8 protein-coding genes and 1 pseudogene are annotated in these 13,251 nt (G+C 67.1%); 2 read left to right on the top strand and 7 right to left on the bottom strand.

Going from position 1 to position 13,251, the window contains the following annotated elements; all coding sequences use genetic code 11:
* Positions 1-69: 69 nt before the first annotated feature.
* The gene (locus A5784_RS19545) at positions 70-4,803 is read right to left on the bottom strand and encodes a type I polyketide synthase (RefSeq protein WP_064946557.1); all 4,734 of its coding nucleotides are present in this window, start codon (positions 4,801-4,803) and stop codon (positions 70-72) included.
* Positions 4,800-6,542, bottom strand: coding sequence for an AMP-binding protein (locus A5784_RS19540; RefSeq protein ID WP_064946556.1), 1,743 nt, complete (start codon positions 6,540-6,542; stop codon positions 4,800-4,802). Before A5784_RS19540 ends, A5784_RS19545 begins: the two co-directional genes overlap by 4 nt.
* Before the next feature lie 787 nt (positions 6,543-7,329).
* On the opposite strand from A5784_RS19540, the gene A5784_RS19535 reads away from it, so the two are divergent.
* Together A5784_RS19535 and A5784_RS19530 are read left to right on the top strand one after the other, a co-directional pair.
* Positions 7,330-8,115, top strand: a complete 786-nt coding sequence (locus A5784_RS19535; RefSeq protein WP_232006139.1) for a thioesterase II family protein — start codon at positions 7,330-7,332, stop codon at positions 8,113-8,115.
* Positions 8,116-8,224: 109 nt separating this feature from the next.
* On the top strand, positions 8,225-9,109 hold the full coding sequence (locus tag A5784_RS19530) for an SDR family oxidoreductase (RefSeq protein ID WP_064946555.1): 885 nt from the start codon (positions 8,225-8,227) through the stop codon (positions 9,107-9,109).
* On the opposite strand, the gene A5784_RS19525 is transcribed toward A5784_RS19530, so the two are convergent.
* The 5 genes and pseudogenes from A5784_RS19525 to lspA form a co-directional block, all read right to left on the bottom strand.
* Entirely contained in the window at positions 9,102-10,325 is a 1,224-nt protein-coding gene (locus tag A5784_RS19525; RefSeq protein ID WP_502687522.1) for an RNA polymerase sigma factor, read from the bottom strand. The two genes, A5784_RS19530 and A5784_RS19525, sit on opposite strands and share 8 nt — an antisense overlap.
* Positions 10,310-10,687, bottom strand: a complete 378-nt coding sequence (locus tag A5784_RS19520; RefSeq protein ID WP_064946554.1) for a YciI family protein — start codon at positions 10,685-10,687, stop codon at positions 10,310-10,312. The genes A5784_RS19525 and A5784_RS19520 overlap by 16 nt, the downstream gene beginning before the upstream one ends.
* Positions 10,688-10,719: 32 nt before the next feature.
* Positions 10,720-11,670 (bottom strand): EamA family transporter RarD, encoded by a 951-nt coding sequence (gene rarD / locus A5784_RS19515; RefSeq protein ID WP_064946553.1) that lies wholly within the window; start codon positions 11,668-11,670, stop codon positions 10,720-10,722.
* A 2-nt stretch (positions 11,671-11,672) separates the two neighbouring features.
* Positions 11,673-12,596 carry an RluA family pseudouridine synthase gene (locus A5784_RS19510; protein ID WP_064946552.1) on the bottom strand — a complete coding sequence of 308 codons (924 nt, stop codon included), beginning with the start codon at positions 12,594-12,596 and terminating at the stop codon, positions 11,673-11,675.
* Positions 12,596-13,219, bottom strand: a pseudogene (gene lspA, locus A5784_RS19505) (signal peptidase II); the annotation flags it as partial. The pseudogene lspA and the gene A5784_RS19510, both read right to left, overlap by 1 nt.
* Positions 13,220-13,251 lie beyond the last annotated feature (32 nt).

The raw sequence follows: 13,251 nt of genomic DNA, 5'->3' as shown, positions 1-13,251 counted from the left end.
ACTCATCAATCCGATGCAACGCCTCAGCAATAATCGCCCGACGATCCGCCCCAGCACCAACCATAAAAATCAACCCAGCCTCTGCGACAGTTGTTGCAGCAGTTCGTCTTCACTGAAATCCTCGTAAGAGTCGACTTCGGCGTCTTCGGCAACCTCGATCAACTCCGGCAGGATGGTGGTCAGGTATTCGGTGAGCGCGTCGACCGTCGGATAGTCAAAGATCACCGAGGCCGGTATCGCCTGCCCGAGGCTTTCGGCCAGTGCCCGCTGAAGGGTCACGCTCATCAGGGAATCCATGCCGAACTGGAAGAACCCCTCCGACCGGTCGAGAAGTTGCGGCGACGCCAGCCCCATCACCCGGGCGACCAATGTGCTGACGTGCTCAGCGAGCTGCTGGTAGCGCTGCTCGGGTTCGCACTCGCGCAGCGCTTTCCGGAATTGGGTGGTGGGCACCGCGGGAGCGTCGGCCGCGGCGGGTTCATCGTTGTCCACCGGCAGCAGGTCATCGACGATATGCAGCGGCGCCCTGGTCCGGTAGGCGGCCGCCAGACGGGTCCAGTCGGCCGCCACGACAGTCGTGCGCACCGGAGCGCGCGACCCGCACACCGACCACAGCGCCTGGATCGCGACCTCGTCGGGCATCGGTTCCAGGCCCGAACCAAGGGTGATATTCCGCTCCTGCTCAATCTGGCTGTTGGCCAATGATTTCCACAGTCCCCAGTTGACGGTCGTGGCAGGCAGGCCTGCCGCACGCCGCGCATAGGCAAAGGTGTCCAGGAACGTCGTCGTCGCCGCGTAGTGCGCCAGCCATCGGGAACCCAACAGCCCCGATATCGAGCTGAAGAGGACGAACTGCCGCAGCGGCGTGTCCAACGACAGCTTGTGCAGCACGGCGATCGCATCGAGCTTGGGCCGGAACATCGCCGCGACGTCCGCGTCGGTCATATCCGTCACGGTGACCGGACCACCGCCGAAAGCGGCCAGGTAGATGCCGGCCAGCGGGGGCAGATCGCGCCCGAACCGGCCGAACAGTTCTGTCATGGCGGCTTCGTCGGCGGCGTCGGCCGCAACCGGCACCAATGCCTTGCCTTGCCCGGACAGTGTCGCGGCCAGCGCGTCCAACCGGGCACCGGGATTCCGTGACACCGCCACGACGGTCCCGGCGCCCATGTCGGCCAACTGCTGGATCAGCTGCGGGCCGATGTTGCCGGTCGCGCCCACCACCAGATAGCTGCCGTTGCCGTCCAGCCCATCCCCCGAAGTGGTGGGCGGCAGCGCCCGGCGTAGCCGGGCTACCCGGCGGACACCCGCCCGGTAGACGATTTGATCTTCTTCATCACCGGCGTGCGCCTCCGTGACGGCGTACCGGGCGACCAGACCGGCGGGCACCGACTCGTCGACATCGATCACCGCGCCCCAGATGTCAGGGCATTCCAACGCCAGCGTGCGGCCCAGGCCCCACAGCACCGCGTGGGCCGGATTGGCGCGATCTCCGTCGGCGATGGGCTGCGCGTTGCGGGTCAGCAGGATCAGGCGCGAGGGCAGACCGGCGTCCGCCAGCACGACGGCCACTCGGCGCGCGGCCGTGAAGACGCGGTATCCGGACGCCGCGTCGAACGCCGGACACACGGGTGGCGCGTAGAGCACGTAGTCGGCGTCGGCAGCGGCAGCCCGCAGGGTGGCGGCACCCGCGTCCTCGTCCAGTGCAGTGACCCGGTTGTCCCCGGCACGAGCGATCTGCGCCGCGAGGGCGTCGTCGCCGATCACCACCCACGATCCCGCGGCGGGCACAGACTCGGCTGCGACGGGCCGCTCGGGCCAGGTCAGCTCGCAGTACCACTCAGCCGGGACGACACCAGACGTCGCGGACGAGGCACTGCCGCAGGACCGCCTGCCCATGGGCATGAAGTCCGCCCAGTGGCTCGCGTGCAGCCATGGCGTTGTCGGCAGGTCCGGGTGCGGTCCCGGTGGGTGTGGTGTGACCGGGGGCTGCGCCGTGTGCATGGCGTTGAGGTTGGTGTGGAAACTGACCGTGTCATCGCCGTCGCGCGTCAGGGTGCCGACGCTGTGGTGGTGGAGGTCCCCCAGGGTTTCCGAGATCGCGGGCGCCAGCATCGGATGGGCGCTGATCTCGACGTAGTTGGTGTAGGTTTCGCCGGCGGCGGTGACCGCCTGCTGCAGCCGCACCGGCTGGCGGATATTGGCCGCCCAGTAGTCGGCGTCGAGCACAGGGTCCGTGGCGCCGTCGCGAACCGTGGAGAGGAACGGAATCACGGGTCGCCGCGGCGAGAGGTCGGCCAGCGCCACTCGCAGGTCCGGCAGGATCGGATCCATCAGGGCGTTGTGGGACGCCACTTCCATGTTGACCCGGCGCGCGAACCTACCTCGGTGCTGTACGTCGGCGATCAAGGTGTCAACCGCGGCAGGCGGCCCGGCGATCACCGTCTGGCGCGGCGAAGTGTAGATCGCCAGGCTCACTTCCGGGTGTCCGGCGATGAGTTCCGTTGTCGCCTCGGCGTTCAGAGACAACAGCGCGACGGCGCCCTGGCCCGCCAATGTCGACATCAGGCGGGATCGGGTCGCGATCACCCGCAGACCCTCCTGAACCGTCAGCGCCCCGGCCACGACAGCTGCCGAGACCTCGCCCATCGAGTGCCCGATCACCGCGTCCGGCGTCACGCCGTGATACCGCCACAGCTCCGTCAACGCCAGCTGCAGACCCATGATCACCGGCTGCACCTGGGCATCGCCGCGGATCGGCAACCCGTCTGCAAGCACCTGCCGCAGGGAGAAGCCGACTTCTTCGACGAATGTCGGTTCCAGCTCCGCGACCGCTGCGGCGAACGCCGGTTCGTCGATGAGGAGCTGCCGTCCCATACCTGCCCACTGCGAACCCTGACCGGAGTACACAAACACCGTTCCCGAGCCGCAGGTGCCCTCGTGCGGGCCGACGACGCCGGTGGCAGGTTCTTGCTGCGCCAACGCGACCAAACCCGTGACGGCCTGCTCCCGATCGCGTGCACACACGGTGGCGAACACCGAATGACTGGATCGGTGGTGGTTGAGCGTATGGGCAACATCGGGCAACGCGATCCCCGCGCCTGCGCCGGTCATCCACGCGGCCAAGGTCCCCGCGGTGCGTTCGATACGTTCGTGATCCTTGCCCGAGACCACCAGCGTCGTGACGGCCGCATCCTGCCGGGGTGCCACCGGGGCGGCATCGGGAGCCTGTTCGACCACCACGTGCGCATTGGTGCCGCCGAATCCGAACGACGAGACGCCGGCCCGCCGCAACCGCCCCGCCGACGGCCAATCCTGGTTCTCTGCCGCTACTTTCAGCCGCAGCGCGGTGAACGGTATGTGCGGGTTGGGCGTCTCGAACCCGACGTTTCCTGGTATCCGGGCCTGCTGCACCGCGAGCACCGCCTTGAGGAAGCCCGCGATACCGGCCGCAGCCTCAAGATGCCCCAGATTGGACTTGATCGCGCCGATGAGCAGTGGGGACTGCTCCGGGCGTCCGCGGCCCAGCGCGGTTCCCAGTGCGCGCGCCTCGATCGGATCCCCCAGGAAGGTTCCCGTGCCGTGGGCCTCCACATAGTCCACGTCGTGAGGCGTCAGACCGGCATTGGTGTACGCGGACTTCAACACCGCCATCTGGGCGGCCGGGTTCGGCGCCATCAGCCCGTTGGATCGGCCGTCCTGATTGACCGCCGATCCGCGGACGACCGCCAGGATGCGATTCTCGTCGCGCACGGCGTCTCCGAGCCGCTTCAGCACGACCGCCCCACAACCCTCGCCGCGCACGAAACCGTCTGCCGCAGCGTCGAACGCATGGCACCTGCCGCTCGGTGACAGCGCACCGGCCTGGTCGAAACCGTGGAAGACCGCGGGCGACAGCAGCATGTTCACCCCGGCTGCCAGCGCCGTGTCGCAGTCGCGCATCCGCAGGCTCTGGCACGCCAGATGGATCGCGACCAGTGACGACGAGCAGGCGGTGTCGATCGTGACCGAAGGTCCGCGGAGGTCGAGGAAATAGGACAACCGGTTGGCGATGATGCTCAGTGCGCCACCGGTATTGCTCCAGGCATCGACGGTCGGAAGGTAGGTCGACCCCAGATAGCCGTACTCACTGAAGCACGCTCCGGCGAACACCCCGGTCTGCGAACGGCGCAGTGAGCTCGCCGGGATTCCGGCGTGTTCGAAAGCCTCCCAGGCGACTTCGAGCAGCAGGCGCTGCTGCGGGTCCATCTTCGCGGCCTCCCGCAGGGAGATCTCGAAGAACTCCGCATCGAAGGCGTCGATATCTGTCAGGAACGAACCCCAGCGGGTGGTGCCCGCCAGAGCGTCCGCGACTTCGGGCGATCCGTCGTCGAAGGGTTGCCAACGCTGCGGCGGAACTTCGCCGACAGCACAGCGGCCGTCCCACAAGAAGTCCCACAGAGCATCCGGGCCGGTGATACCGCCGGGGAACCGGCACCCCAGACCCACTACGGCGATGGGTTCGTCGAGCGACCCGCGGTCGAATCCGGTCGCCTGATCCCCGGCGGATTCCGTCTCACCGTCGACAAGAAACCCGACCAGCGAGTTGATGGTCGGATGCTGCCAGAAGTCGACCGGTGACACCGGCCGGTCCAGGAGTTCGGCCAGTTCACCGGAGAGCACCACGGCGTCCTTGGATCCGACGCCGAGATCGTTGAGCGACAGATCGAGGTCGATCTCTTCGGGCTTGCAGCCAACGGTGGTGACCAGATAGTCGATGAGCCAGCGCCGCAGTGCGGCGTCGTCTCCGATGGTGGCGGTCATCGTCGTCCGTCCAATCGCTCGAACCGGTCGTGTCGATAGAGCTCGCCGCAGGCCGATCGGCGCACCTTCCCGCTGGTCGTTATCGGTATCGAACCTGGCGCGACAAACACCAGATCGGCGGCCCGGACCCGATGTGTGGTCGAAATGGCGGACGTCAGTTCGCGTTTCAACAACTGGAGCCGCTCTGCCCAGTCATCGTCGGACTCGCGGCGGCGCTTGACCTCCACGATGGCCACCAACTTCTCGGACTCGCCGTCGGGCACCGATATGGCGGCCGCACGGCCGTTGCTCAGCTCTTGGATGGTGGCCTCGATATCGTCCGGATAGTGGTTCGAGCCGTCGACGATCAGGAGATCCTTGATCCTGCCGATGATGAACAGCTCACCGTCGGAGATGACGCCGAGATCACCGGTCTTCAGCCACGGACCAGCCGGCGTGCTGGGTGAGGCGTTGACCAGGCTTCCGTCGAAGACGCGTTGTGTCTCTTCGGATTTGTGCCAGTACCCCGCGGCGACGTTGGTCCCGTGCACCCAGATCTCGCCGACGGTGCCTGCCGGGTTCTCGGTGCGCGCGGCGGGATCGACGATCCTGAGCATGGTGGAGCGGGTGGTGCCGTGCCCGATCAGTTCCGTGCTTCCGGTCGCGTCGGCGTCGCACCGCCTCGCGTGACCGTTCGACAGCTTCTCGTAGTCGAACCGGACCCGCGACGGTGCGGTGCCGAGATCGGAGGTGGCGACGTAGACGGTTGCCTCGGCGAGGCCGTAGGACGGTCGAATGGCGCTCGGCTTCAGATGAAACGGCGCGAACCGATCGACGAATCGGTTCAGGGTTGCGGCGTGAACCCGCTCGCTGCCGCTGAGTATCGAGCGCACATCGCCGAGGTCCAGACCGGCCATGTCGTCGTCGGTGGTTCGACGCGCCGCCAGCTCGAACGCGAAATTCGGTGCCGCTGACAAGGCCGCCGAGCTGGTGGCCAGCAGCTGCATCCACCGCGCCGGACGCTGCAGGAACGCCAACGGACTCATCAACGCCGCGCTGCGGCCGCAGACCAGGGGTGCGCAGATGCCTTTTATCAGCCCCATGTCGTGGTAGAACGGCAGCCACGATACGAAGGTGGCGTCTGGCGGGATCGCGCGGCCGAAGTAATCCGTGAGCGCCTGATCGACGTTGGTCACGACATTCTTGTGGGTCACGACGACCCCGGCAGGCAGTCGCGTCGAGCCCGAGGTGTACTGCAGATAGGCGATTGGCGGCATGCCCGGCCGCATGACGTCGGGTTCGCGCGGCGAATCAAGGTCAAGCGCGTCGATTTCGACGATCACCAGGGGACGCGTGGTTCCCGCGCCTTCGGCGTAGCCCGCAACCTCAGCGGCCGAGGCGGTCGTGGTGAGGATGACCGATGGACTGCAATCCCGCAGAACCGACACGACTCGCTCGTCGTGCACACCCGGCTGCGGAACCGACAGAGGTACCGCGACGAAACCGGCGTGCATGGCGCCGAGGAAACCGACGATGTACTCGAGTCCTTGCGGTGCCAGCACGGCCGCACGGTCACCTGGCGCGCCGCACAACCGGAGCTCCTCGGCGACGACGCGGACGCGGCGGTACACCTCGGCCCAGGTGAGCGTCTCGGGATACCCGTCGGGGTCGACGTCGAAGTCCAGGTAGGTGTAGGCGGTGGCGTCGCCGTGCTTACTCGCCCGCTCACGGAGAAGCGCTGTCAGGGAATGCTCAACCATGGGTCTTCCTTCCATCCACTCCCGCTCAGACTTCGTCGCTCATGCCCGATCGCACGCCAACAGCGCGCATGTGCGTGTTTGTTTGCTGTGCGCCGCCGTCGTCGGCGACGCACGCTGCATCTTGCGCTGGCCGTCGGTGCCCAGCGCAATCCCGTCCCCGACTGGTTGTGACAGCGGGCGCCATCTCTCCGTCAGCCGCACATCCCTTGTGCCGACTAGCGAAGATGGCTCCCGTGGCGTCTTTGCGGAAATTTACGCCGGAGTTGGCAAACTGTCATCGGTTTTCCCGCTCGAGAGTGGCGACCTCGCCAACTTGTTTGCCGGTGCAAATTAGCTACGCGACGCGAATCGCGGCTTTCCTCGAGATGTCGAGCAGTTTGCCCCCCGACGTGCCGTTTGCCGTGCCGTCCTCCGAAGTTTTCGCTGCCCACCGCATTTCAATCCAAATACCCTGCGGTGCAGGCATATTCGTGTGGATGACCAAATTTGTATCCAACCGATCATGATTGCCGATCTTGTTATCGCAAAGTTTTGCCTCAACGGGCAACCGATCGCGCAGAAACCGAAAAGACGATCCTGGGCAGACGATCCCCGGCTCGTACGCAGACGCGAAGGCCACATGTCGGCGCCCGCAACTGGGCGGCTGGACACCTACTGACGAGTTGAGCAATCGCCTAGCTCAGCTAGCAGAATTCTGTTCCGACATTTGCCGATTGGCATTCCTTCGGCGCTCCCTGATAATGAGCTCTCATCCCGCCGGCGCTGCGCCGACGGGCCCGGGGAGGTAATGGCCGGTGCATTCGTCAACGACACACAGCTCATGGATCGCGGGATGACAGCGGGGGTTCGAGGCGATCAAGCGCCGCATCCGGTCGAAACCCTGTACATATTTCCGCACGCCGGCGGTTCGGCCCGGTCGTACGTACCGTTCGCGCGCGCGTTCTCCTCGCCGGTTCGGCGCGTCGCAGTGCAGTATCCCGGCCATGCGGACCGCCACGACGTGCCCGATATCGGCAGTATCCCAACGCTTGCCAGTGACGTGTACGACCTACTCGCACCAGGAATCGCAGCTGAGGCACCGGTCGCGTTCTTCGGCCACAGCATGGGCGGCCTGATCGCCTTCGAAGTGGCGCGCAAGTTCGAAGCCGGCGGGAAAAGCATTGCGGCACTGTTCTTGTCTGCCTCGCCCGCACCGGGACACGGCGGTTATCAGGAGCTGCACCAGAGTACCGATGGTGAGCTGCTGAAGATGGTGGCCGACATGACCGGCACCGACACCGAATTCATCGGCGACCGATTCGGCGCGACGATTCTGCGGACCCTGCGCAACTACGGCGCGATCACCGAATACAACTGCGCGCCTGGCACAACCGTTGCATGCCCGATCTATGCATACGCGGCGGCCGACGACACAGCGGTCAGCTACGAGCGGGTGGCCGCCTGGTCGGCGTTCACCACCGCCGCCTTCGACATCCAGGTGGTGGCCGGCGACCACTTCTTCGTCACGGAGCAGGTCGGCGAGGTGGTCGGCGACATCGAGCGCAGGCTGGCATCTCACGGCAACGGTCGATAGTGCCCGCCCGACCGCTCGTGGCTGCCCATGTGCGCACATCCGCGAAAATCAGCTACCAGTCGTGCAATTCGATCAGCATGCCTGCTGTACCGGGGGTACCTTTCGGCACATGGTGTCATTGAGTTCGCAAGTCGTGGTCATCACCGGTGGCGCCCGCGGTATCGGCGCCGCGGTGGCCCGCCTGCTGCACAAACGCGGCGCCACCCTGGTCCTCATCGACGTCGATGCGCAACCCTTGGCCGCCCTGGCCGCCGAGCTGGCCGATGACGCGAAAGTCATGACGCTGACCGCCGACGTACGCGACCTGTCCGCGATGCAGGACGTCGTCGACAAGGCCGTCCAACGTTTCGGCGGCATCGATGTCGTCGTGGCCAACGCGGGCGTGGCCAGTTACGGCTCCCTGCTCCAAGTCGACCCGGAGGCGTTCAGGCGGGTCATGGACGTCAACGTGCTCGGCGTCTTCAACACCGTGCGCGCCGCCCTGCCGTCGGTGATCGACCGCCAGGGTTATGTGCTGATCGTGTCGTCGATGGCCGCGTTCGCCGCCGCTCCGGGTATGGCCCCGTACAGCACGTCCAAGGCGGGTGCCGAACATCTCGCCAACGCGCTGCGGTTGGAGGTTGCCTACCGCGGCGTGAAGGTCGGCTCCGCTCACATGTCATGGATCGACACCGACCTGATCCGCGACACCAAGGCCGATCTGCCCGTGTTCGGTGAGATGCTGGCGATGGCTCCGTGGTGGCCGGTGAACTGGACCACCTCGGCGGACAAGTGCGCCAAGGCCTTCGTCAAGGGCATCGAGGGCCGCAAGACCCGCGTGTACTGCCCCGGTTGGGTCGGGCTGTTCCGGTGGCTCAAGCCGGTGCTGACCAGTTACGTCGGTGAGACCGCGATGCGGCAATCCGCTCCGGCGCTCTTGCCGAGGATGGACGCCGAGGTCGCCGCGCTGGGCCGCTCGGTCAGCGCGCGCACCGAAGCGACCGACGCTAGGTGAGCGCGTCGAGTTGTCGTCGCAGGTATGAGGCCACCTCTGCTTGCGGGGTGAGCTCGATCGCCCGGCGATAGGCCCGCACGGCATCGTCGGTGCGGCCCGCACGGGACAACAAGTGCGCGCGCGTCACCCACGCAGGCTGGAAGCGGGCCACGGCAGGATTGTCGATCGCATCGAGGCTGCGCAAACCTGCCTGCGGACCGTCGATCTCGCCGTCGAGGGCAGCCAGCGCCACCACAGCGCCCAGCGTCGGCGCGACCTGCACGAGTGCGCGGTGCAGTCTGCGCAACGCCGCCTGATCGACCGGTCGCGCGCACTGCGCGGACTGGATCGCCGCCTCGTACTGGAACCGCCCGGGTGACGAGAACCCGTGTGCCCGCGTCAGCATCCGCTCGCCGCGTTCGATCAGCGCCCTGTCCCATCGAGACGCGTCCTGCGCGTCGAGCGGGATGAAACGGCCGTCGGCGTCATGCCGGGCAGCGCGGCGGGCTTCGCACAGCGACAACAGTGCCGCCAGCCCGAGCACCTCGGGTTCGTCGGGCAACAGTTCGGCCAGGATCAGGGCCAGGTGCAGCGCCTCGCTGGACAGTGAGTCCACCACGGCGCCCCGGGTGGTCTGCCAGTCGATGGCATAAGCCCCGTAGACGGCCTCCAGCACGCCGGGAAGCCGGTCGGCCAGGTCGGCGCGCTCCGGGAGGACGAACGGAATGCGGGTATCCCGAACGCGCTTCTTCGCGCGCACCAACCGTTGTGCCATGGTCGTAGGCGCGACCGCGAACGCACCTGCGATGGCCGCCGCGTCCACACCGAGCACGGTCTGCAGCATCAGCGGGGTGCGGGCATCGGGCGCGATGGCCGGGTGCGCACACACCAGCATGAGTTCGAGTCGCCGATCCGGTATCTCGGCGGGTTCGGCAGAGTCCTCGGCGGGATCGTGGTCGTCGGGCAGCGGCCGGGTGAGCCGGTAGGCCGACGATTTCCACAAGTCTCGCAGTCTGTTCCGCGCCACCGTCAGGATCCATGCGTCGGGATTGTCGGGTACGCCGTCGCGCGGCCATCGCTGCAATGCGCGTTCGAAGGCATCCGACAGCGCATCCTCGGCCGACGCGATGTCACCTGTGGGCGCGGCCAGCAGCGCAAGCAGTCGGCCGTAGGAGTCGCGGGTGATCGCGGCCACCCGCGACTGCGCCGCCGATGACTCGGTCAGGGTGTGTACCACCCGGTTCCGCGGGCATAGGTGACCGCAACGGGGCGGATCTCGACCGAACCCCACTGTACGGCGGGGCACCGCCCGGCCCACTGCAGCGCTGCGTCCAGATCCGGCACATCGATGACGAAGACCCCGCCGAGCCGCTCGCGGGTCTCGGCGAACGGTCCGTCCTGAATCTCGGGTTTACCGTTGCGGGCGGTGTATGTGGTTGTCGCAGTGGCAGATTGGAGCACCTGGGTGCCGATGAGCACACCGGCCGCGTCGAGATCGTCGGCGTAGCGGGCGAACGCCGCACGCGCGGGCGCCATGTCCTCCTCGGAGAGGCCGGCCTCTGGCCCTTCCTGGTAGTGCATGAGCAGGCAGTACTGCATGGTGTCCTCCCGGTGTTGTGGTTTTCAGCCTGTCACCGTGATGACGATTCCGGTTCCACTCGATCGACAGTTCCGGGAACCGGTTTTCGAGATCTTCTGCCGAGCGCCCCGGCGGTCATGATGATCAGCGCCAGCCAGATCAACGCAAACCCGACCCATCGGCCCAGCGGCATCGGTTCGTGTCCGATGAACACGCCCCACGCCATCTGCAGGCCCGGGTTGAGGTAGAACAACAGTCCCAGGGTGACCAGCGGGAGCCGTTGCGCCGCGGCGGCGAACAACAGCAGCGGGATCGCGGTGACCGGGCCTGCCAGCACCAACAGAGCCGCGTGCGGGGCACCGTTGTTGAGGAAATGGCCCTGCCCGAGCACACCGAGGGTGATCAGGTACCCGGCCGCCAGCGGCAGTGCCAGCAGCGTCTCGACCGCCACACTGACCCGGGGATCGGCCACCACCACCTTCTTCACCAACCCGTAGAGGCCGAACGACACGGCAAGGACAACCGCGATATAGGGCGGCGCGCCGACTTGCACGGTCAGCACCGCCACCGCGGCCACGGCGATCGCCAGCGCCACGGCCTGCCAACGGGTGATGCGCTCACGGAACACGACGACCCCGAGCGCCACACTCACCAGTGGGTTGATGAAGTACCCGAGCGCGGCGTCGACGACGTGGCCGTTGGTCACCGCGTAGATGTAGGTGCCCCAGTTGACAGAGATGAGCGCCGCCGCGGCCAGCAGTTGCAGCCAGGTGCGGGCACGCAGTCGCCGCAGATCGCCGAGCCGACGCGCGACGGCCAGCACCAGGAGCAGGAACACCGCGCTCCACACGATGCGGTGGGCGAGCACCTCAAGAGCTCCGGCAGGCAGCAGGAGCAGAAAGAAACCGGGGCACAGACCCCACCAGATGTACGCAGCTGCGCCGTAGAGCGCTCCGGTCCGGAGCCGAATCTGCTCCTCACGTCCGCGCTGGGCGTCACTCACGATCAGTGCCGGCGGAGCACGTCGAGGGCGTGCTGCAGATCTGCCGGGTACGGGCTCGTGATCTCCATGCGGCGGCCGTCGGCCGGGTGCGCAAAGGCCAGTGAGCGGGCGTGCAACCATTGGCGCTCGAGCCCGAGCCGTTTCGCCAGGGTCGGGTCGGCGCCGTAGGTGAGGTCACCGCAGCACGGATGGTGCAGTGCGGCGAAATGCACCCGGATCTGGTGAGTGCGGCCGGTTTCCAGTGCGATGTCGACCAGGCTGGCGGCCTGGAAGGCCTCGATCGTGTCGTAGTGCGTGACGCTGTGGCGGCCGTCCTCGACCACCGCGAATTTCCAGTCATGGCCCCGGTGCCTGCCGATCGGAGCGTCGATGGTGCCACTCGACGGGTCAGGGTGCCCCTGCACCAGTGCGTGGTAACGCTTGTCGACGGTGCGCTGCTTGAACGCCCGCTTGAGCGCGGTGTAAGCCCGCTCCGAACGTGCGACCACCATGACACCCGAGGTGCCGACGTCCAGGCGTTGCACGATGCCCTGCCGCTCGTGGATGCCTGACGTGCTGATCCGGAAGCCCGCGGCCGCCAAGCCCCCGAGCACCGTCGGACCGTGCCAGCCGACCGTGGCATGCGCGGCCACACCCGGCGGCTTGTCCACTGCGACGATGTCGTCGTCGGAGTAGAGGATGGCCATGCCCTCGATGTCGACGGGAGTGTTCTCCACCGGTGCGGGAGCCTCCGGCAGCCGCACTTCCAGCCAGGCCCCGGCGACCAGCTTGTCGGATTTGGCGGCAGGCGCTCCGTCGAGGTCGACGCCACCGTCCTCGGTCAGGGCCGCCACCGCGGTCCGAGACAATCCCAGCAGCCGCGCCAAACCGGCGTCGACCCTCATACCGGCCAGCCCCTCGGGGACCGGCATCGACCGGGTGGCCACTATGACGGATCGCCCTGGCGGCCGACCGGGCTCGACTCGTCAGCCGGTTCCTGAACGTCCTCGTCGCCGGCCTTCTCGGTCGTCGCGGCGTCTGCCTCGGCAGTATCGGTCGTCGCGGACCCCGCCTTCGGCTTCGCCACATCAGGCTGCGCGTCCGGCTGGCGCCGGCCGACGGTGTCGGATTCCGCGTCCGGCTGGCGCCGGCCGACGGTATCGAAGTCGAACCCGAACAGCGACAGCGCGACCAGCAGGATCGCGCCGCCCACCACGGACGGATCGGCCACATTGAACACCGGCCACCAGCCGACAGAGAAGAAATCGACCACGTGGCCACGCAGCGGGCCAGGGGAACGGAAGAAGCGGTCCACCAGGTTGCCCATCGCGCCGCCGAGGATCATGCCGAGGCCGATCGCCCACCAGGGCGAGACCAGGCGGCGGCCCATCCAGACGATGCCGATGACCACGCCGGTGGCGATCAGCGTCAACACCCACGTGTAGCTGGTCGCCATCGAGAACGCCGCACCGGAGTTGCGGACCAGCGTCCAGGTCACCGTGTCGCCGATGATCGACACCGGCTGACCAGGCGTCAGCAGCCGCACTGCGAGCACCTTGGTCACGACCTCTTATACACAACTGACGCTGCCGACGATCGCAT

Origin of the sequence: Mycobacterium sp. 852013-50091_SCH5140682, from assembly GCF_001665685.1 — a bacterium.
In the GTDB taxonomy this organism is placed as follows: Bacteria; Actinomycetota; Actinomycetes; order Mycobacteriales; family Mycobacteriaceae; genus Mycobacterium.
This window is presented reverse-complemented; position numbering and strand designations above follow the sequence as displayed.

Coding starts and splice junctions, on each gene's coding strand:
- A5784_RS19545 (WP_064946557.1), bottom strand. CDS start 4,803: ATGACCGCCACCATCGGAGACGACGCCGCACTGCGGCGCTGGCTCATC.
- A5784_RS19540 (WP_064946556.1), bottom strand. CDS start 6,542: ATGGTTGAGCATTCCCTGACAGCGCTTCTCCGTGAGCGGGCGAGTAAG.
- A5784_RS19535 (WP_232006139.1), top strand. CDS start 7,330: ATGGCCGGTGCATTCGTCAACGACACACAGCTCATGGATCGCGGGATG.
- A5784_RS19530 (WP_064946555.1), top strand. CDS start 8,225: ATGGTGTCATTGAGTTCGCAAGTCGTGGTCATCACCGGTGGCGCCCGC.
- A5784_RS19520 (WP_064946554.1), bottom strand. CDS start 10,687: ATGCAGTACTGCCTGCTCATGCACTACCAGGAAGGGCCAGAGGCCGGC.